This is a genomic window from Ferrovum myxofaciens (assembly GCF_013181415.1).
GTDB classification, from domain to species: Bacteria; Pseudomonadota; Gammaproteobacteria; order Burkholderiales; family Ferrovaceae; genus Ferrovum; species Ferrovum myxofaciens.
In genome coordinates this window covers 1,425,629-1,446,108 of sequence record NZ_CP053676.1, presented here as the reverse complement: position 1 = coordinate 1,446,108, position 20,480 = coordinate 1,425,629, and the positions used below count along the sequence as shown (strand labels likewise).

Here is a 20,480-nt window from a genome sequence, read left to right as displayed (position 1 = left end):
ACGTACTCAGAACGGTACGGAGGACAGGAAAAAGTGGCCGAGCATGCTTTTGATCGCAGCGCTGTCGATGTTGGTATTTCCTCCTCTGTATTCGATTTGGGCATCGGCCACCTGAGTGGAGGGGATGGTGTTGTTGTACTGGACGTAAACCGGGTTGATGACACCGGAAATTCGGATGTACTGATCGGTTTGGTTGACGGTGACCAATTTCTCTCCACTGACCTTCAGGTTCCCATTGGGGAGTACCTCGATGACGGTGGCGGTGATGGAACCGGACAAGAAGTTATTGCCGTTGTTGTTGTTGGTGTTGGTCAACTTGTTGGAGGAGGAACTGTTCGAAGTAATTCCGTCCAGAATGTGTTGACCAGTCACTGCCCCGACAATGGCGGGGGTGGTGGAAGTGATGGACCCGGCATGGATCAGGGAATTTCCGTCGGCTTCCGTGGCATTGGAACTTTCCTGAAGCAGGATCTGAATGGTGTCGCCCAGGTTGCGGGCCCGCACATCTTCAAACAGCGGGTGCTGGCCATAGCCGACCTGATAAATTCCGCCCGTATCGGGGGGAATGGTTTTATACAAGTCGAGGGGACGTGCCGACAATGGATTGGTGATATGGGTGGACGGAGTGGCCGTGCAGCCACCCAGGGCCACAAGTAAGAAAAGAACCACGCATCTTTGATAACAGGGACGCATGATGGCCTATCTCATGGTGGCCAAGGTTTGCAGCATCTGCCCTGAAGCCTGGACCGCCTGAGAATTGATTTCGTAGGCGCGTTGGGTTTCTATCATGTTGACCAGTTCTTCCACCACGCTGACATTGGAAGTTTCCACATATCCCTGGTTCAAGGTTCCCGCGCCATTCAAGCCCGGCGCACTTAAATTGGGCGTGCCGGAAGACTGGGTTTCCAGATACAGGTTTCCCCCCATGCTTTGCAGGTTAGTGGAATTCATGAAGGTGGCCAACTGGAGACTCCCTACCTGGAGAGGATTGACGATTCCGGCCTGGGTGACGGACACGGTTCCATCACTTCCGATGGTGATACTGGTGGAATTGAGGGGAATCGTGACGGCAGGCTGAACCTGATAGCCCGCTGCAGTGACCAGATTACCCTGATTGTCTGTTTGAAAGGAGCCGTCCCGGGTATAGGCGATGGTTCCATTGGGTAACAGGACCTGAAAGAAGCCGTTCCCATTGACGGCGATATCCAGGGCATTGCCGGTTTGCTGAAGATTGCCCTGGGTCATGATGCGTTCGGCCGCCAGAGGTTGCACCCCGGTGCCGAGTTGCATGCCGGAAGGGTACATGGTGATCTGTGAAGATTGAGCACCAGGCTGGTAGATGGTCTGGTAGAGCAGGTCTTCAAATACTGCGCGCGATTTTTTGAATCCGTTGGTTCCCACGTTGGCCAGATTATTGGAAATCACATCCATCTGGGTTTGTTGAGCCTCGAGTCCGGTCTTTGAAATCCATAGAGAACGTTGCATGATTGAGTATCTCCCTTAGCGGAGTGAGGCCAGGATCTGGGTGGCGAGTTGGTCGTTGGATTGCGCGGTTTGGAGCATTTGCATGTGCATTTCAAATTGTTTTGAGATGGAAATAATATCGACCATGGCGGAAATGGCATTGACGTTGCTACTTTCCAGGGTTTCTGGCGTGAGGGTGACGGTGGTGCTGGGTGGAACCGGCTTTTGGTCACGGGTGCGGAACAGTCCGTCTTCTCCGCGATATAACTGGTCTTCGGAGGGATCCACCAGTCTCAACTTGCCCACGGTGGTACTGGGCATGGGCGGAATGCCGCCGGGGACTGTGGAAATGGTCCCGTCCGGTCCGATGGTCACCTGAGTGTTCGGGGGGATATCGATCTGATCCCGCGCCACCAATTCGCCATTGTCATCGATGACGGGGTAACCAGTATTGGTTTGCAGAATTCCGTCCGTGGACACCTGCAGGTTTCCGTTCCGGGTATAAGCCTCCGTGCCGTCCGGCAAAAGAACGGCAATCCAGCCCTTGCCGGTGATCCCGACATCGAGGCTCCTGCCGGTATGGGTGAGCGTGGCGGGGGTGAGATCATAGCCGGATAAGCCGTTGACGACGAAGGTACGGGTGGGCAATCCTTCTCCCGTGAGGGGGATGGCGCGGAAACTGTCGATGGCACTGCGGTAACCCGTCGTGTTGTTGTTGGCCAGATTGTTTGAAATGGTGGCCTGGCGCTCCAGAATATGGGAAGCGCCGGTCATGGCAGTGTAGATGAGACGGTCCATGGCGAATGTCCTGTGCTTATCTCAGATTGACCAGGGTTTGTGTGAGTTGATCTTCCGTCTTGATGGTCTGGGCATTGGCTTGATAGTTACGTTGAGCCGTGATCATGTCCACCAGTTCGGAAGTGAGATTGACGTTTGAACCTTCCACGGCACCGGATTGAATCGCTCCCAAATTTCCGCTGCCCGGTGCGCCCACCAAGGCGGCCCCCGAGTTGAAACTTTCTTGCCACTGGTTATTTCCCAGGGACTGGAGGCCTTGGGGATCCGCAAAATTAGCAAGCGCGACCTGCCCCAGATTTTTTGACTGTCCGTTGGAATAATTACCCTGAATGATCCCGGTGGGACTGGTGGTAAATCCACTCAGTTGTCCTGAAGCGTAGCCGTTTTGTGACAACTGGTTGACGCCAAAGGGAGAACCATACTGAGTCGAAGTGGCAAAACCCAGTGTGATGCTCTGGGGCGTGGTTGCGCCATTGGTGAGGGGCAGGGAAACGGCGATCTGTCCCAACTGCAAGGGGGGGGCGGCGGCAGGACTGGTCAAGGTACCGCTGGAATTGAAGCCCAGGGTGCCAATGGGAGTGGGGGCGGCGGGGGGAACAACGGCGGGTACGGAGGTTCCATCGACGGTCAGATAGGTATTCCAGGAGGCAGTGGCGGGCGGTGGGTTCAGGGCGAAATACAAGGTGGCGATATGGCTGTTGCCCAGACTGTCGTAGACCGTCATGGAAGTTGAATTATTGAAGGTGGTGGGGTCGTTGGGGTTGAAGGGCGTGGTGGTGGGAACCGTGGAACTGGAGTCGAGATTCACCCCTATGGTGCCTTGATTGGTGGGGGTGGGCGCCAGATTGGCGGTGGGAATCTGGATCGGGGTGGGGGTGGCCGCGATGATGGTTCCTGTGGAGGTGGCAGGATACCCGGTCAACTGATTCCCGTTGGAGTCGACGAGATACCCGTTTTTATCCAACTGAAACTGGCCATTGCGGGTGAAACTGATGTTCCCGTTGTTATTCATCCGAAAAAATCCCTGACCATTGATGGCCATATCCAGGGGATTTCCCGTGGACTGGATATTACCTTGAGTGAAACTTTGGGACACTCTGGACACTTGGGTTCCAATTCCAATGGCGGTACTGCTCGAACTGTTGAAGGCCGAGGCAAAGATATCGGAAAACTGTGTGTTGGAAGATTTGAATCCGACCGTGCTGGCATTGGCGATGTTGTTGCCAATTGTATTCAATTGGCTGGCAGAGGCATCCAGTCCGCTGAGTCCTTGTTGAAAAGCCATGGTGGTTGCTCCTTGGAGATAGTGAAGTTACTGGATGTAGGCGACGGATGAAAGGTTGAAACTGCCCAGGGTACCCAAATCGAGAGAAGCGCCCTGACTGCCCATGGTGACTGAACCCACCTTGCCGGAAGACAGGGGGGTGGCGGTGACGGAAGCGCCCCCCTGAGTGGCGGTGGCGACTATCTGATAGTTCCCCGAGGGAACCTGAGCGCCGGATTTGTCCAATCCATTCCAGGTGATGGGAACGACCCCCGCCGGTTGAGCGCCCAGGTTGAGGGTGTTCAGGACGGTTCCTGCACTGTTTTTGATGGCCACGGTCAGATTGCTGACGGCTTGAGGAAGTGTTACGCCCGCATTGGCGGGACTGCCTGAGGTCAACTGGAGAGTATTGCCTGGAACCAGAACGTTATGTCCGATCAGGCTGGTGGCGGCAGCCATGGACTGACTTCCGGAGAGGCTGGTATTGAGCGCAGTCAGGGTTTTATTCAACTGACTGATGCCGCTCACCGTGCTGATCTGGGCCAATTGGGAGGTCATTTGCCCACTGTCCATGGGATTCATGGGGTTCTGGTTTTGTAATTGGGTGATCAGCAGAGTCATGAAATTGTTTTGCATGGCCGCTGCGCTCGTGTTGGTTACACTGCCCAAGGCTTGGCTGGAAGAAGTCGAACTGGAATTTCCCAGGGAACTGTTGGATTGGTTCAGTTGGGCGATCAATGCACTGGTAGGGTTGACGGTGGTCATGGCGGGGCTCCTATGGACCAAGAGTGAGTGTTTTGAGTAACAACGTATTTGACGTATTCAGAACTTCCACGTTGTTCTGGTAAGACCGGGAAGAGGAAATCATGTTGACCATTTCCTCCACGACATTGACATTGGGCATCGTGACAAAGCCCTGGGGGTCAGCCAGCGGATTGCCTGGGTCATACATTTTTTTCATGGGGGTAGGGTCATTGATGACCTGATCCACCTGTACAGCAGTGCCGCCCTGGTGGTTCAGGGGAATGGCTTTGAAGATAACCTGTTTGGCGTGGTAGGGTTGGCCATCGGCGCCCGTCGCACTGTCTGCATTGGCAAGATTGCTGGCCACCACATTGAGGCGCTCTGACTGGGCTGTCAGTGCCGAACTGGAAATGCTCAGAACATCGAAGAGGGACATGGTCATTTACCTCAATTCAGAACGCTCAGGATATCCCGGATCTGCTGGGTTCCAAACCGGAGGCTGGCCTGGTAGCGCACAGCGCTTTCGGAATATTGAGCGCGTTCGACATCCAGGTTGACGGTGTTCCCGTCCGCACTGGGCTGAACCGTGGCACGGTACAGAAGCGGTGAACCTGCCGCATTTTCTCCCGTACTGGCGCCCAGATGATCGGGGGAGGAAGTGTTCAGCGACAAAGGCGGGGTCTTCCCCTGCTGCAAGGCAGTGGCCAGCGCTTCCCGGAAATCGATGTCACGGGCCAGGTAACCGGGGGTGTCTGCGTTGGCAATGTTCGACGCGATCAACTCCTGACGCGTTTCCTGAACATGCAGGGCGCTTTGCTGAAATTGCAACGTGCGATCGAGGGCGGTAGCCATCACGAGTTTCCTGTCCCATAATATGCCAAGGATTTCCAGTGATCATGGTATTCCTTTGGGAATATCCGTCAAGGGAAGATTAAAAGGAGGTTATGCCCCTTTTTCATGGTTTCAAGGGCGGGAGGCGTAATGGCAAAATGGATGAGGATGGGGTTGCTGAGCCTCGTGTTGGTAACTGGGCAGAGTTGGGCAGACACAGCGGAAACGCTGGTGGTGGCCATACGGCACTTTGTTGAAAGTCAATGGGCGGGGAATCAGGGGGAACTTTCCGTGGTGGTGGAACATCCTACCTACGGCCAGTGGCCGGAACACTGTCCTTCCCCGCAGTTGTCTCTTCCCCCCGGGGTTCGACCAGAGGGACGTTTCATGGTGGCTTTGCGGTGTGCCAACGAAACCGATGGCAGTGTGTGGAGTCGGATGGTGCCTGTGCGGGTGATTCTGACCGCTGACTACTACGTGGCCCGTCACCCCTTGATGCGGGATACTCCCTTGAATGAAACGGATTTTGAAATTCGGCATGGGGTACTGGATCATTCTGGGGCGGTGACTCGACAGACCGATTTGACTGGCAAGGTTTTACGCCAGGGACTGAATGCAGGACAGGTTCTGAGGGAGGATATGATGCGCGAGGCCTACGTAGTCCAGCAAGGCCAGACGGTTCAAGTCCAGGTGGTGGGGGATGGTTTCAAGATCAGTACGGATGGGCAGGCACTGAACAATGCGGCATTGGGTCAGAATGTGCAGGTGCGTACGGTTACCGGAAAAATGCTCAGCGGAACCGCCCAGGAAAACGGCATGGTCCGTGTGAATCCGGGAAACTGATCAAGGGGCCTGGCTATCCATGGTTCGGAGGGTACGAAGATGACCGAGGAATTCAAAACATTATCCCAATGGGTCTCTTTTCTGGAGACTTCAATATTGCCGGTATCCCGAAACAGTCTGGCAGATCTGGAGATGCTGCGTTTCGACGAGGAGCAACTTTCGGTATTGACCGTGGCGCGCGTCGTTTTGCGTGATCCCCTCCTGATGGCCCATGTATTGCGCTATTTGCAGAATCATCGGTCCCGCCACCAGGAAACCGAGATCATCGAGGTGGAACAGGCGATCCTGGTGTTGGGTCTGGATGCTTTCTACCAAAAGGTCATGGGAGGACTGGGTGCTGTTGAGGATCAATTGAACGAGCATCCCGCAGCGCTGACCAACCTGCAGCGTGTGGAAAGGCGCGCCGAGCGGGCGGCGGATTATGCGCGGGAGTGGGCCATTCGTCTCAACGATCGGCGTTTCGGTGAAGTATATGTGGCTACCCTGCTGCATGATTTGGCGGAAATGTTGTTATGGATTTTTGCGCCTCTGCCCATGCTCAAGATTCGCGAGGCCCAGCAGATGGATAGCACCTTGCGCAGTCAGGATATTCAGGAAGAGGTGCTGGGGTTTACCGTACATGCGTTGCAGCATGAACTGGTGATTCGATGGGGGTTGCCTCGGTTATTGGTCATGTTGATGGAAGATGCACTGGCGACCTCCTCCAGAGTGCGCAATGTGACTTTGGCGGTCAATCTGGCCCGTCACTCCGACAACGGATGGGATGATGCAGCCTTGCCTGACGATTATGACGACATCGGTCAGTTGTTGCGCATGACGCCCCTGGAGGTACGGCGCTGGGTGGTCCCGCGCGAAACGGAAAGGTTCAATCGGTCTCTATGACGGAATCCCCCCGGTCAAGTCTGGATCCCGAAGATTGGGAAAGTGAACGGCATCAGGCCCATGCCATGCTCGATGATCTTCTGGACTATGTGCAGAACTTGACGGAACGACCTGTGTGGCAGCCTATTCCGGCTTCGGTGCGCCACTCTTTCCAGGAAAACTCCCCCGGTGGGGGACAGTCTCTGGAAGAGATCCATCAACGGTTCATGAAGGATATCCTTCCCTATGCGGTAGGAAATGCGCACCCTGGGTTCATGGGCTGGGTTCAGGGAGGCGGGACGGTGGTGGGTATGTTGGCTGAAATGTTGGCGGGGGGATTGAACGCCAATCTGGGCGGACGTGATCAGATTCCCGTGGCGGTGGAACAACAAATCTTGCGCTGGGCGCGGGAATGGTTTCGCTTTCCTGAGACGGCGCAAGGGATATTCACCACAGGAACCTCCCAGGGTACTCTGATGGCCCTGTGGGTGGCACGAGTCGCCCGATGGGGGGAAAGGGTTCGTCAGGAGGGGGTGGGGGCGCATACCTTGAGGGTCTACGCGGCATCGACGGTACATGGTTCTCTGCACAAGGCACTGGATTTGAGTGGGCTGGGGAAAAAATCCCTGCATCTGGTTGCTCTGGATGAATCCGGGCGGATGGATGTTGCAGCGCTCCAGGTTCAAATCGGGGAAGACCGTCAGGCAGGGTCGACTCCTTTCATGGTGGTGGGTTCCGCCGGCACCGTGGACACCGGGGCCATCGATGATCTGGCAGCCCTTGCTGTTCTGTGCCGGACACAGTCTCTATGGTTTCATGTGGATGGAGCATTGGGTGCGCTGGGCTGTTGGAGTGCCGAGTTGGCTCCTCTGTTCCAGGGGATCGAACAGGCAGATTCTCTGGCATTCGATTTTCACAAGTGGGGGCAAGTGCCCTACGACGCCGGGTTTTTATTGATACGCGAGGGTTCGCTACAACGCCAAACCTTCTCTTCGTCTGCCCGTTATCTGGCTCGTGAGGAACGGGGAACGGCCGCAGGAGAGGATTGGCCCTGCGATCTGGGTCCCGATCTGTCGCGCGGGTTCCGTGCGCTCAAAACCTGGATGACCGTGCGTCGGTACGGAACCGAGCGGTTGGGGGCCATGATGGCCCACACCTGTGCATTGGCTCGTTTCGTGGCAGAAAAAGTGAGCCAGGAAGCCTCTCTTGAGTTGATGGCACCCGTCACTCTCAACATCGTCTGCTTTCGTTATCGGGCAGAACCCGCACAGGTGGACGCATTGAATGCACAGATTGCCATTGCCCTTCAGGAATCCGGAATTGCCGTTCCCTCGATGACGCTGGTGCGCGGGCAGCGTGTCCTGCGGTTGGCGCTGGTGAATCATCGAACCCGGGCACGGGATCTGGAGGCATTGATCTGCGCCGTGCTTCATTTGGGACAACGTTTTTCAACAGGGAGAATTCAATTGTCATGAATCCAGTCACGTATCATGGTTTGGCACAGTTGATGACGCGCACCTACCACGGAGAAGATCTGACGGAACTGGGGCAGGAACTGATTAAACGTACCTCTCTCCCGCCCTATGAGGGGGGGCCGGAAGTTTTTCTGGATCTGGCTATTCTCCTGCATCTGAGGGGGTTCCACGAAATGGCGCGGGAGGTGCAGATGCAGGCATTGCGCCAACGGCAGACCTATGTGTTACCCGCAGCCCGAGCTCCGGCCCTGCGCTTGTTGGCCTTGATGGTTCCGGGAGAATTGAATGCCAATACGCCACTGGAATTTTTGGTGGAGGATTCAGACATCGAGTTACATCAGTTATTCATTTCTCCCGAACTGCTTTTCCCATCGCAGATACCGGAACACGATGTGGCCATGGTGGCAGTGGGAGAATCCGAACAAACGCTTCCCTTGCTCCAGGCCCTGGGATTGGCTCTGGTGCATTGGCCCCGACCCGTACTGAATCACCCGGCGCGGATCGCCGGACTGACCCGGGATGGGGTGGCTCTGACCCTGGCGGGAATACCTGAAGTGGTCGCTCCCATGGCGCAACGGGTGGAGCGATCCACACTGGAAACGTGGGCAAGGGAGGAGCATGCCTTTGCCCGAGAAGGGGGGGGGGTCTATCCGGTGATTGTACGCCCCGTGGATTCTCATGCAGGCACAGGGCTCATGAGGATCGACGGGATGGAAGGCTGGCGGGACTACCTGGCACAGAATGAAGAAGGGGTGTTTTTTGTTTCTCCTTTCGTGGATTACCGTAGTTCTGATGGTTTATTCCGGAAATACCGGATTGCTTTGGTGCGGGGTGTTCCCTTTGCCAGCCACCTGGCCATTTCTGACCATTGGATGGTTCATTACCTGAATGGAGGGATGGAGGATTCCGCGCAAAAAAGGGAAGAAGAAGCTCACTTCATGGAACACTTTGAATCTGATTTTGCCCGACGTCAGGCTAATTCTCTGGCTCAGGTGCAGCGCGCACTGGGTTTGGACTACGTGGTATTGGATTGTGCCGAATTGCAGGATGGACGATTATTGATTTTTGAAGCGGACAGTAGTGCCGTAGTCCATGGCATGGATCCCGTGGAACTCTTTCCCTATAAGCGACCCGCCCTACAGAAAGTATTGCAGGCTTTTCGCCAGATGCTCGAAGACGCTCGCCATGCTGCCCCAGGCCTGCCCAGTGCTGTTCCGGTTTGAAAAACGGGGGAAGCATGGACCAGCGCATTGCCTGTTTGTTGGCTGAGGATGCTGACCCCCGTCTGCACCTCGACCCATACACTGGTGTCAATGCTTACGGGATTCCTCCATTACCCCAGGACGAGGTAGGGGAGTGGGGTTCGGCCACGGCTTCCGCCCTGTCCCAGAGAAGTTTTCAAGTTTTGAGACAATGGTGGCCCACGGTGGCAGAGAACCCAGAACGATGCCAGATCCAGGAAATCCTGGCTCAGGAATTGTTGCAGGTCATGGAACTTGATGCGGTTCATTATGGAGCGAATCTGTATTCATCGGGGAGTGGGGCATTGGGCGAGGGAGGACGGCATTTGCTCAGACAGATGAAAAACCCCGTTCTGATCCTGTGTCAGGGCAGCGAAACCGGAAGTCGGGTTCCCGAAGCGCTTCAGAATGCTTTGGGTTGCACGCCGGCAGAGGTCATATCCCTGCTGGTGCGCGCAAAGAGCGGAGACTTGATTCCTGCCGCGCTACGGGATGAACTGTGCTGGACCCAGGTGATTCCTTGGCTGAAGTCCGGCAGACAGGTTTTGTTGGTACTGACGGATGGAACCAAGACGGGGCAGGTGGTTCCAGGTGTGGACGGCACGCGGGAAATGGTCGCCCGTTATCCTGGGCAACTTCACGTGTTGGTGGATGCTTGTCAGTTACGTGTTGCCTGGTCGAGGGTGAAGGATTATCTGGACTGGGATTGGCCGGTGGCCATCACGGGGTCAAAATTTATCGGAGGGCCTCCTTTTTCGGGGGCGTTGTTGTATTCCCGTACCTGTCATAAAGAATTTGAATCGAAGGAACAGGTTTTGGGCGTGGGCGTCCTGTTGCGTTGGGTTGCGGCGCTGGCGGAAATGAAACGCTGGCACCTCGTTCCAAAAGAGGGTTTGGGCAGATATCTGGCAAGGTTTCAGGCGGCATTGGAACAGCAGGTCGGACGTTGGCCCGCCGTAGCCCTGGAATCCATGCCAAGGCTGGAGCGGAGCGGTGACCTGGAACTGTGGGATGTGCATCCCACTATTTTCTCCTTTGAAGTGTGCGGAGCTTCAGGAAATCCCTTGGAACGAGGTGCTCTGGACGCGCTTTATCGGCGTTTGCCACAGCCCGGATCCGGCGTTCGAGGGCGTTGGGGGCAACCGGTCCGGTTGGGGGAGGGAGGCGGCCAAGGGCCTGAGCGATGGGCTTTGCGTCTTTGTCTGGGCGCACGTCTTCTGTTTCCTTGGTTGGAAACGCTTTCCGACGAGGGGGTGACGCAAGCCCTGGATCAATGTCTGGAATTGCTTGATCGAACCGTGGTTGAAGCCGCACGTATTGGATCGAAAATTGGTTGAGAGAGTGAGGAATGTTTTACAATGTTTCTCCCTTCACAATGGTATGTACACAGGAGTGAATCAGCATGCACGTTCTCCTCGCCGATGATTCGCGCGCGACTTCGCTACCGATTCAGCGGTTCATGGAACAGCAGGGTCACGAAGTGACCTATGTCCAGAATGGCCGCCTGGCTGTCGAGGCTTATCAGGCGCGGGTGCCCGATTTGGTCCTGATGGATGTGATCATGCCGGAAATGGATGGGGTGGAAGCAACCCGACGGATCAAGGCTATGACGGGGGCGCGCTGGGTTCCGGTCATGATCATGACTTCCTTGTCGGCCAAGGAGGAAATCGTGTCCACTCTGGATGCCGGGGCTGACGATTATCTCATCAAGCCTGTGGTGTTCGAAGTGCTGGAGGCACGCATGCGCTCCATGCAACGCATCGCCACCTTGCAGGACAGTCTTTTTGCCATTCTGGACAATGCCTTCGAAGCGATCATCACCACTGACGAGGCGGGTGTGGTGCAAAGTTATAATAAGTCGGCAGAAAAGATTTTTGGTTACCCCGCAACCCACATGGTGGGGAAAAAGGTGACTCGTCTGATCTCGGAAAGAGGGGGGGCCGTACCCCACCAATGGGGTGGGGTATCCACGGTACAGGGCGTGCAGGACGAACGGATTCTGGGCTTGAGGACGTCAGGAGAGGTTTTCCCCATGAGGATTGCCTTGACGGAAGTGAAACGTCAGCAGGGTAACTTGATCATTGGTATGGTGCGGGATGTTTCGGAAGAAGAAGCGGCGCGGCAACGCATCGACTTTCTGGCGCTGCACGATTCCCTGACCGGTTTGCCCAACCGTCCCCATTTTCACGATGTCCATGGGCGTTTGCATGGGCAGGGCCGGACGTACAGTCTGTTTTTTCTGGATCTGGATGGTTTCAAGCCGATCAACGATACCCTGCATCATGAGGCCGGAGATCAGGCACTGGTGATCGTGGCCGGGCGCTTACGGGAAGTGGTGGGAAAAACAGGATTTGTGGCTCGTCTTGGGGGTGACGAATTTGTGGTCCTCTCCGCGGCCGCTTTGACCGAGGATGACTCTTTGAAATTAGGTGCCCGGTTGATTGAAGCGATTTCCCAACCCATGATTCTGAATCAACAGACCTGTCGTTTGGGGGCCAGCATAGGCGCGGCATTATTTCCGCTGCATGGCATGACCACCAATGAGTTGTTGCTGGCGGCAGATCGAGCCATGTATCAAGCCAAGCGTTCGGGCAAAGGAAAGACTTGTCTGGCCGAAGTGGTACGGGAACTCGCCTGATGGCAGGGCGAAACGCCGTCATCCTGCTGAGCGGAGGTTTGGATTCGGCCACCGTACTGGCGATGGCGCGCCAACAGGACTTTGGGGTATACGCCATGAGTTTTGCCTATGGCCAACGTCATGCTCACGAATTGGACTGCGCCCGGCGTCTTGCCCTTCAACCCGGAGTGATCCACCATTCTGTGGTCAATATCGATCTGCGCGGGATAGGGGGATCGGCTCTGACGACCACTCAGGAGGTCCCCAAGGATCGCAATCTTGATCAGGAACAGGCCATTCCAGTGACCTATGTGCCCGCCCGGAATACTATTTTTCTGTCTTTTGCGCTGGCCTGGGCTGAGGTACTTGAGGTATCGGACCTGTTCATCGGGGTCAATGCGCTGGACTACAGCGGTTACCCGGACTGTCGTCCGGAATATCTGAGCGCTTTTGAAAGGATGGCTAATCTAGCAACTCGCCGAGCAGTTGAAGGGGCTCCACTGACTCTCCATGCGCCGCTTCTGAATCTGACCAAGGCCGACATCATACGGCAGGGTTTGGTCTTGGGCGTGGATTATGGGCTGACCACCAGTTGTTATGATCCGGGGCCTGAGGGGAAACCTTGCGGACATTGCGATGCCTGTTTGTTGCGGGCCCGTGGATTTGCCCAGGTGGGGGTGCCGGATCCTTTGATGGTGCGTTACGGGAGTGTCACGGCATGAAAGCAGAGGCAACCGAACCTGCGGGAGCGCGCCATGACTGGCAGGCCCGTGGGTTCGAGGCTTCCCGACGGGTGCCCGGAGCGGCGGACCTGCGTTTGCAAGGCCGTCATGGTCATAGTTTCCGGGTGGAAGTATGCCATCCGCTGCAGGGAGAGAGTAGTGGGGGATTGGGTGACCTGCTGAGCAACGTGGTGGAGCGGCTGGATTATCAGGACCTTGATTTGCTTTTCTCCCAACGGCATGACGGGGAAATCTGGCATTGGATCGAAAAGCAACTGGATTTGGCTCCGGGCAGTCACGGATGTTTGGCATCGGGCCCCCGGCAAGGGGTGGTGCGTGATACCGCAGGACGGTTGCATGGATGGATGCGCGATCGTTTCGAGTCGGCGCATTTTCTTCCCAATGTGCCCGCCGGACATAAATGCGGACGTCTGCATGGACATGGATTCGAGGCTGTGTTGTTTTTTCCCTGGGAAGAAGGTCAGGTCATGCAGTTAAAAACCCAGTGGGCCAGGTTGCATGCCCAGTTGCATGGACAGTGTCTGAATGAACTGAGGGGTCTGGATATTCCCACCTCTGAAATTCTGGCCAGTTGGATCTGGTCCCGCTTGCAAGCCCAGGGACAGGTATTGACTCAAGTCACGGTGTATGAAACCGCTTCCAGCGGTAGTTCTTTTGATGGTACCCGTTATCGCATCTGGAAGGAACAAAGTTTCGACAGTGCCCTGCGCTCTCCTGAGGGAGGGCTGTGGGGGCATACCTATCGCTTGCGCTTGGGACTTTCTGCTCCTCTGGACGAGATGATGGGCTGGACCCAGGATTTTGGAGAAGTCAAACGCCTGTTTGACCCCCTGTATCGTGAGTTGGATCACCAGCCCCTGCATGACAAGGTTCCGGCAGGAACCACCCTGGCTTTGCTCGACTGGATTGTGGCGCGTACCCGTCCCTTGCTACCCGCCCTGGATAGACTGGATCTGTATGACACCCCGGGTTCAGGAAAGGTCTGGACTTTGCCCATTCACGGCCCTCTTCGATAAATCATGACTTACAGCGTCAAGGAGATATTCCTGACTCTTCAGGGAGAAGGTTGCCATACGGGACGCGCAGCTGTTTTTTGCCGTTTTTCCGGTTGCAATTTGTGGAGTGGTCGCGCAGAGGATCGTGCTCAGGCCCGTTGCAGATTTTGTGATACGGATTTTCTGGGAACGGAGGGCGCAGGCGGGGGGAAGTTTGATTCTGCTCCTGCCTTGGCCCATGCGATCGAGCGCTGCTGGCAGGATGGCATGGCGGGGGAGGACAGCATGCGACGCTGGGTGGTATTGACGGGAGGGGAACCCCTGTTGCAGGTGGATGAAGATTTGATTGGTGCATTGCATGAACGGGGATTTGGGGTGGCAGTGGAAACCAACGGGACGATACCGCCTCCCCCGGGAATCGACTGGATCTGTGTCAGTCCCAAGGGTAAGGAACCTTTGCAAGTGCATAGGGGAGATGAATTGAAGTTGGTGTACCCTCAGACCGATTGCCCGCCGGAACGGTTCGTGACGTTGAATTTCCATCATTTTCTGCTGCAACCGCTGGATGAGGGGGGGGATCGGCGTCATGAACCGGCCACCGTGTCTTATTGTCGTTCCCATCCGCGCTGGCAACTTTCCCTGCAGATCCATAAATGGTTGGGCATCCCCTGATGAACTACTCTCCCTAAGCCGAGGCGCAAAACGGATAGAATAGCACTTTGAGATTTGCCAGTTGGGGGACGCATGATCGATCGGGAAGGTTACCGACCCAATGTCGGAATTATTCTATGTAATGAACATAATGAGGTTTTCTGGGCTAAACGGGTACGCCAGCAAGCCTGGCAGTTTCCTCAGGGAGGGATTCAGGCGGGGGAAACCCCCGAACAGGCCATGTATCGTGAGTTGGCGGAGGAAACGGGGTTGTTGCCCCGACATGTCCGGATTCTGGGGCGTACCCGCGACTGGCTGCGTTACGATGTCCCTTCCCAATGGTTGCGACGGGACTGGCGCAGTCATTACCGGGGTCAGAAACAAATTTGGTTTCTGCTGCGCATGGTGGGCAACGATTCGGATGTTTCTCTGGCAACTACAGAGCAGCCCGAATTTGATGATTGGCGTTGGAATACCTATTGGATCCCCATGGAAAGCGTGGTGGAGTTCAAGCGTACGGTATATCAGACTGCGCTCGAGGAATTGGCTTCGTTTCTCGAGTTGTCACGAAGGGATTGACAAGCATTCTGTACTGACCTATAGTCTTCGAAGGTTTAGATCGATTCTAATTTAATTTCTCACCCAAGGAGCAAGACCATGAAACTGGCAGGTACTCAAACCCATGAAAATCTGAAAGCAGCTTTTGCCGGAGAATCCCAGGCCAACCGACGCTATCTGTATTTTGCAGCCAAGGCCGATATCGAAGGGCAAAATGATGTGGCTGCCGTCTTCCGTTCCACGGCCGAGGGTGAGACAGGGCATGCCCATGGTCATCTGGAGTATATGGAAGCAGTGGGGGATCCGGCCACTGGACTGCCTATCGGTTCCAGTCGCCAGAATTTGAAGGCCGCCATTGAAGGGGAAACCCACGAGTACACAGACATGTATCCTGGCATGGCTAAAGTGGCTAGAGAGGAAGGGTTTGACGAAATTGCCGACTGGTTTGAAACGCTGGCCAAGGCGGAACGCTCCCATGCCAATCGTTTCAGTCAGGCCTTGAACAATCTGGCGGACTAACCCGGAAAGGAAGACACATGACTGGCGAAGGCAATCTGGAAGCGCCCATTCGACATCCGGTGCCCTGGAAGAGTGCGGATTTCTGGGACAGGGTGCAGGCCGAAGGGGAGATGACACGCATCTATGACATTTGTCAGGGGTGTCGGCGTTGTTTCAGTTTGTGTCAGGCGTTTCCGTTGTTATTCGATGCCGTGGATGCCACACCTTCGGGAAAGGTCGAGGAGGTTGCAAAAAAAGTCTTGTGGGATGTGGTGGATCACTGTTATCTCTGTGATCTGTGTTACATGACCAAGTGCCCCTATACGCCTCCTCATCCTTTCAATCTGGATTTTCCTCATACCATGCTGCGGGCCAAGGCCATTCAGTTCCGTGCAGGTAAAACCCGATGGCGCGATAAACTGTTGGCCAGTACGGATACCCTGGGTAAACTGGCAACGATTCCTATCGTGGTGGATGTGGTGAATGCGGTCAACCGACCTGGTTTCACCCGTACGGTGATGCATCATACCCTGGGGATTCATCGGGATCGGCTTTTGCCCGCCTATGCTTCCCCACCCCTACGTCAGCGTGTTGTCCCCAACGAAAATTTTACTCCCCGACCGGGCGCGCACACCCCCGGAAAAGTGGCGTTGTTTGCCACTTGTTATGCCAATTTCAATGAACCCGGCATTGGTTTGGACCTGCTTAAAATTCTTGAGCATAATGAGGTTCCTGTCCGATGGGTGGCACAGGAAAAATGTTGTGGCATGCCTCGACTGGAGTTGGGGGATTTGGATGGGGTTGAAATCCTGAAGAATCAGAATATTCCTGTTCTGGATGCGCTGGTGCAGGCGGGTTATGCTTTGCTGGCACCGGTTCCTTCCTGTGTGTTGATGTTCAAGCAGGAATTGCCTCTGTTGTTTCCCGAGGATGAAGCGGTGGCGCGGGTGGCCCAGGCTTTTTTTGATCCCTTTGAATATTTCATGGCCCGTCATGGGGAGGGATTGTGGAAAACGGATTTCTCCCAGGCCCTGGGGCGGGTGTCCTACCATGTGCCGTGTCACCTGCGGGTCCAGAACATCGGATTGCGTACCCGGGATCTCTTGCAGATGATTCCAGGGACTACGGTAACCACGGTGGAACGCTGTTCTGGTCATGATGGAACCTGGGGAGTCAAGGTGGAGTATTTCGAGGACTCCATGAAAATCGGAAAACCGGTATTCAACCGCATGAAGGAGGCCAAACCGGAGGTGGTGGTGTCAGATTGTCCCATTGCGACCCGGCATATCGTTCAGGGTATGGGTGAGGCAGTGGCACAGGCCCATCCTTTGACCTTGGTGCGCCGTGCTTATGGATTACCGGAGGAGTGATATGTCACTGACCCTTGACGATTTATGGTCGCTGGAATCCTACGCCCGGCAACGTCTGGAGTTTCGGGCGCGGGTCATGGCCCACAAGAAACAGCGCACCGTCCATGTGGGGAAACATTTGACCCTGTTATTTGAAGATCGCCTGACGATTCAATACCAGATACAGGAAATGTTGCGCATTGAAAAGATATTTGAACCCGAGTCCATTCGGGAGGAATTGGCCTCCTATGTTTCTCTGATTCCCGATGGCGATAACTGGAAGGCCACCCTCCTGATTGAATATTCCGAAGTCACCGAACGAAAGCGTATGCTGACACGTCTCAAGGGGATCGAACGCGCTCTGTGGTTGCAAGTGGAGGGGTTTGAACCGGTGTTTCCTGTGGCGGATGAAGACATGGAGCGAGAAACTGCTGAGAAAACTTCGGCGGTACATTTTCTGCGCTACACCCTTTCCCCTTCCCAGCGCGAGGCGGTACGGAGTGGGGCAGCGTTGACGGTGGGCGTGAATCACCCTGAATATCCGGTGATTCGTTTTGTCCTGGAGGAATCCGTGCGTCACTCCCTCAGTTCCGATATTACCGCCTGAATCCGGGGACAGTTGCCAGCGTGGCGCGATGCACCCATAATGCCTTGAATTCGCCAAAATGGGAGTAAGTTTATGTGTGGCATCGTGGGAGCATTGGCACGCCGAGACATCGTACCGATATTGATCGATGGCCTCAAACGCCTGGAATACCGGGGTTATGATTCGGCGGGCGTGGCTGTACTGGATTCGGGTCAATTGAAGCGGGTGCGTAGTAGGGGTCGAGTCAGCGAGTTGGCGCGGGAAGTGGCGGCCACAGGACTGACGGGCACTCTGGGCATTGCGCATACCCGCTGGGCCACCCATGGCGTTCCCAGTGTCCGGAATGCCCATCCTCACCAAAGTAGTAACGAGATGGTGGTGGTGCATAACGGCATCATAGAAAACCACGAATTTCTGCGCCAATTTCTGCAAGCACAAAATTATATTTTCGAATCTGATACCGATACGGAGGTGATTGCACATCTGGTGCATTTCCATGGGCGCCAGGAGCCCGACCTTGGACGAGCTTTCCGTACTGCCCTTGGGCAATTGGAAGGAGCTTATTCCATTGCCCTGATTTCTCGGTCTTATCCCGATCTTCTGTTGGCAGCGCGCAAGGGAAGTCCTCTATTGCTCGGTCTCGGTGAGGGAGAAACATTCCTTGCCTCCGATGCGGCGGCTTTGATCGCTCACACCCGGCGCATGCTTTATCTGGAGGACGGAGATGTGGTGGAAATCACCCCCGCCGGTTATCGTGTGATGACTCTGCAGGGAGAACCGCTGAATCGTCAGGAACGCATCAGCCATCTTTCGCCTGAAACTGCCGAATTGGGGCTTTACGATCACTACATGCAAAAGGAGATTGCGGAACAACCCCGCGCCCTGACGGATACGGTGGAACCGATTCTGGCTCGGGGATTCACGCCCGACCTCTTTGGCGTGGGCGCTCAGGCGTGTTTTTCTGGTGTGCGGAATGTTCTGTTATTGGCCTGTGGCACCAGTTATCATGCGGCCCTGGTGGCGTGTTACTGGGTGGAGGCCATTGCGCGCATGCCCTGTCGGGCGGAAATCGCCAGCGAATATCGCTACCGGACTTCAGTGCCAGATCCGGAGACCTTGGTGATTACCATTTCTCAGTCGGGAGAAACGGCGGATACCCTGGCTGCCCTGAAACATGCCCAATCCCTCGGAATGCACCATTCCCTGGCCATTTGCAACGTGCCGGAAAGTTCGTTGGTACGCCAGTCGACGTTGTCATTCCTGACCCGTGCTGGTATGGAAATTGGGGTGGCTTCCACCAAAGCCTTCACGACGCAATTGGTGGCGCTTTTTGCTCTGGCGGTGACCTTGGCCAAGACGCGCCAGGTATTGACTGAAGGGGCTGAGGCGGCGTATTTCGATGCTTTGCGGCGCTTGCCCAACAAAGTGCAGCATGTGTTGAATCTGGAACCTCAGTTGCGGCTCTGGGCCGAACGTTTCTGCCGCAAGCAGCATGCCCTCTTTCTGGGCCGAGGGGCCCATTACCCCATCGCTCTGGAAGGATCACTCAAACTCAAGGAAATTTCCTACATCCATGCCGAAGCCTATGCAGCCGGAGAACTCAAGCATGGACCGCTGGCCCTGGTGGATGCAGAAATGCCGGTGGTGGCCGTGGCACCCAACGATGATCTGCTCGAGAAACTCAAGTCCAACCTGCAGGAGGTACGCGCGCGGGGGGGGGAATTGTATGTGCTGGCGGACAATGACAGTCATTTTTCTCCTTCCGAGGGGATTCATGTGATTCGGCTTCCGGACCATGAGGGGATCCTGAGTCCGGTGGTCCACGTGGTGCCCCTGCAATTGCTGGCCTACCATACCGCGTGCCTGCGCGGAGCCGATGTGGACAAACCCCGCAATTTGGCCAAGAGCGTGACGGTGGAATGAAGAGGGAAACGTTGACCTTGACCCGGCCAGACGACTGGCACCTGCATCTGCGCGATGGGGCGACTCTGCGTGCGGTGGTTCCACCTTCGGCGCGGGTATTTGGGCGCATCATGGCCATGCCCAACCTCAAACCTCCGGTGACCACAGTGGTGCAGGCGCGGGCTTATCGGGAGCGCATTCTGGCGGCTGTGCCGGAGGGGGCGGGGTGTACCCCTCTGCTTTCCCTGTATCTGACAGAATCGACGACCCCTCATGAAGTGGAAGATGCGCAGGCCAGTGGATTCGTGGTGGGCTTCAAGTACTATCCCCAGGGAGCCACAACCCATTCAGAGGCGGGAGTGCGCGACCTGATGCGTTGTGAGAGGGTGTTGAAGGCTTTGGCAGAAACCGGGATGCCGCTGCAAGTCCATGGTGAAGTGACCGACCCTGGCATAGATGTTTTTGACCGTGAGGCCGTATTCATCCAGCGAGAGTTGATCCCTTTGCTGGAACGTTTTCCGGATTTGCGCGTGGTTTTTGAACACATCACCACGGAGGCTGCCGTGGATTTTGTTCGACAGGCAGGTGCCGGGGTGGCAGCAACGGTGACTCCCCAGCATTTGCGCTATAACCGAAACGCGCTGTTTCAAGGCGGAATCCGGCCTCATTACTACTGTTTGCCGGTACTCAAGCGGGAGGAGCATCGCCAGGCGTTATGCGCCATTGTGGCAAAGGGACATCCCCGTTTCTTTCTGGGTACCGACAGCGCGCCCCATGACCGGCAGAACAAGGAAACCGCCTGCGGTTGTGCCGGTATCTATAGTGCACCGGTGGCGTTGCCGTTTTATGCACAAGTATTCGATGCCCTGGGGGCATTGGACAAGTTGGAGGGTTTCGCCAGTCATTTTGGGGCCGATTTTTACCGTGTACCCCGTAACTCCGAAACGGTAACACTGATTCGTCAACCCTGGACGGTGCCTCTTACCCAAGACTTTGAAGACCAAACCCTGGTTCCCCTGGGCGCAGGAGAAATTCTGGACTGGCAGGTGCTTCCCTCTGG

At 55.7% G+C, this 20,480-nt stretch carries 21 protein-coding genes and 1 pseudogene; 15 read left to right on the top strand and 7 right to left on the bottom strand.

Going from position 1 to position 20,480, the window contains the following annotated elements; all coding sequences use genetic code 11:
- Positions 1–6 precede the first annotated feature (6 nt).
- Genes HO274_RS07035 through flgB form a run of 7 tightly spaced genes read right to left on the bottom strand, consistent with a single transcriptional unit; the run spans position 7 to position 5,122 of the window.
- Entirely contained in the window at positions 7–669 is a 663-nt protein-coding gene (locus HO274_RS07035) for a flagellar basal body L-ring protein FlgH (RefSeq protein ID WP_273118043.1), read from the bottom strand.
- A 30-nt stretch (positions 670–699) separates the two neighbouring features.
- Complete coding sequence (gene flgG / locus HO274_RS07030; protein WP_031595798.1) at positions 700–1,485, bottom strand: flagellar basal-body rod protein FlgG; 786 nt, start codon at positions 1,483–1,485, stop codon at positions 700–702.
- Between the two features lie 15 nt (positions 1,486–1,500).
- Positions 1,501–2,262, bottom strand: coding sequence for a flagellar basal body rod protein FlgF (locus HO274_RS07025; protein ID WP_031595797.1), 762 nt, complete (start codon positions 2,260–2,262; stop codon positions 1,501–1,503).
- A gap of 16 nt (positions 2,263–2,278) precedes the next feature.
- The gene (flgE, locus tag HO274_RS07020) at positions 2,279–3,547 is read right to left on the bottom strand and encodes a flagellar hook protein FlgE (RefSeq protein WP_273118038.1); all 1,269 of its coding nucleotides are present in this window, start codon (positions 3,545–3,547) and stop codon (positions 2,279–2,281) included.
- 27 nt (positions 3,548–3,574) lie between these two features.
- On the bottom strand, positions 3,575–4,291 hold the full coding sequence (locus tag HO274_RS07015; protein ID WP_031598784.1) for a flagellar hook assembly protein FlgD: 717 nt from the start codon (positions 4,289–4,291) through the stop codon (positions 3,575–3,577).
- A 10-nt stretch (positions 4,292–4,301) separates the two neighbouring features.
- The gene (flgC, locus tag HO274_RS07010; RefSeq protein WP_031598782.1) at positions 4,302–4,706 is read right to left on the bottom strand and encodes a flagellar basal body rod protein FlgC; all 405 of its coding nucleotides are present in this window, start codon (positions 4,704–4,706) and stop codon (positions 4,302–4,304) included.
- 11 nt (positions 4,707–4,717) lie between these two features.
- Positions 4,718–5,122 (bottom strand): flagellar basal body rod protein FlgB, encoded by a 405-nt coding sequence (gene flgB, locus HO274_RS07005; RefSeq protein ID WP_273118031.1) that lies wholly within the window; start codon positions 5,120–5,122, stop codon positions 4,718–4,720.
- A gap of 129 nt (positions 5,123–5,251) precedes the next feature.
- On the opposite strand from flgB, the gene flgA reads away from it, so the two are divergent.
- The 15 genes and pseudogenes from flgA to pyrC form a co-directional block, all read left to right on the top strand.
- Positions 5,252–5,944, top strand: a complete 693-nt coding sequence (gene flgA, locus HO274_RS07000) for a flagellar basal body P-ring formation chaperone FlgA (RefSeq protein WP_160171580.1) — start codon at positions 5,252–5,254, stop codon at positions 5,942–5,944.
- Between the two features lie 39 nt (positions 5,945–5,983).
- Positions 5,984–6,826, top strand: coding sequence for an HDOD domain-containing protein (locus tag HO274_RS06995; RefSeq protein WP_273118026.1), 843 nt, complete (start codon positions 5,984–5,986; stop codon positions 6,824–6,826).
- Entirely contained in the window at positions 6,823–8,280 is a 1,458-nt protein-coding gene (locus tag HO274_RS06990) for a pyridoxal phosphate-dependent decarboxylase family protein (RefSeq protein WP_273118024.1), read from the top strand. Before HO274_RS06995 ends, HO274_RS06990 begins: the two co-directional genes overlap by 4 nt.
- On the top strand, positions 8,277–9,503 hold the full coding sequence (locus tag HO274_RS06985; RefSeq protein ID WP_273118022.1) for an ATP-grasp domain-containing protein: 1,227 nt from the start codon (positions 8,277–8,279) through the stop codon (positions 9,501–9,503). Before HO274_RS06990 ends, HO274_RS06985 begins: the two co-directional genes overlap by 4 nt.
- 14 nt (positions 9,504–9,517) lie before the next feature.
- On the top strand, positions 9,518–10,858 hold the full coding sequence (locus HO274_RS06980; RefSeq protein WP_273118020.1) for a hypothetical protein: 1,341 nt from the start codon (positions 9,518–9,520) through the stop codon (positions 10,856–10,858).
- Positions 10,859–10,923: 65 nt separating this feature from the next.
- Positions 10,924–12,159, top strand: a complete 1,236-nt coding sequence (locus HO274_RS06975) for a diguanylate cyclase (protein WP_273118018.1) — start codon at positions 10,924–10,926, stop codon at positions 12,157–12,159.
- A complete protein-coding gene (gene queC, locus HO274_RS06970; RefSeq protein WP_273118016.1) occupies positions 12,159–12,860 on the top strand; it encodes a 7-cyano-7-deazaguanine synthase QueC in 702 nt (233 codons plus the stop codon). Before HO274_RS06975 ends, queC begins: the two co-directional genes overlap by 1 nt.
- A complete protein-coding gene (locus HO274_RS06965; protein WP_273118015.1) occupies positions 12,857–13,897 on the top strand; it encodes a 6-pyruvoyl trahydropterin synthase family protein in 1,041 nt (346 codons plus the stop codon). Before queC ends, HO274_RS06965 begins: the two co-directional genes overlap by 4 nt.
- A 3-nt stretch (positions 13,898–13,900) precedes the next feature.
- On the top strand, positions 13,901–14,548 hold the full coding sequence (gene queE, locus HO274_RS06960; protein ID WP_273118013.1) for a 7-carboxy-7-deazaguanine synthase: 648 nt from the start codon (positions 13,901–13,903) through the stop codon (positions 14,546–14,548).
- Positions 14,549–14,620: 72 nt separating this feature from the next.
- Complete coding sequence (locus tag HO274_RS06955; protein WP_031598756.1) at positions 14,621–15,106, top strand: RNA pyrophosphohydrolase; 486 nt, start codon at positions 14,621–14,623, stop codon at positions 15,104–15,106.
- A gap of 78 nt (positions 15,107–15,184) precedes the next feature.
- Positions 15,185–15,604 carry a rubrerythrin family protein gene (locus HO274_RS06950; RefSeq protein ID WP_031598757.1) on the top strand — a complete coding sequence of 140 codons (420 nt, stop codon included), beginning with the start codon at positions 15,185–15,187 and terminating at the stop codon, positions 15,602–15,604.
- A gap of 17 nt (positions 15,605–15,621) precedes the next feature.
- Complete coding sequence (locus tag HO274_RS06945; protein WP_273118009.1) at positions 15,622–16,953, top strand: heterodisulfide reductase-related iron-sulfur binding cluster; 1,332 nt, start codon at positions 15,622–15,624, stop codon at positions 16,951–16,953.
- 1 nt (position 16,954) lies between these two features.
- Positions 16,955–17,539, top strand: coding sequence for a DUF3501 family protein (locus HO274_RS06940; RefSeq protein WP_273118007.1), 585 nt, complete (start codon positions 16,955–16,957; stop codon positions 17,537–17,539).
- Positions 17,540–17,611: 72 nt separating this feature from the next.
- Entirely contained in the window at positions 17,612–19,441 is a 1,830-nt protein-coding gene (gene glmS / locus HO274_RS06935) for a glutamine--fructose-6-phosphate transaminase (isomerizing) (protein ID WP_273118005.1), read from the top strand.
- A pseudogene (gene pyrC, locus HO274_RS13545) lies at positions 19,438–20,469 on the top strand (dihydroorotase); the annotation flags it as partial. The gene glmS and the pseudogene pyrC, both read left to right, overlap by 4 nt.
- Positions 20,470–20,480: the final 11 nt, after the last annotated feature.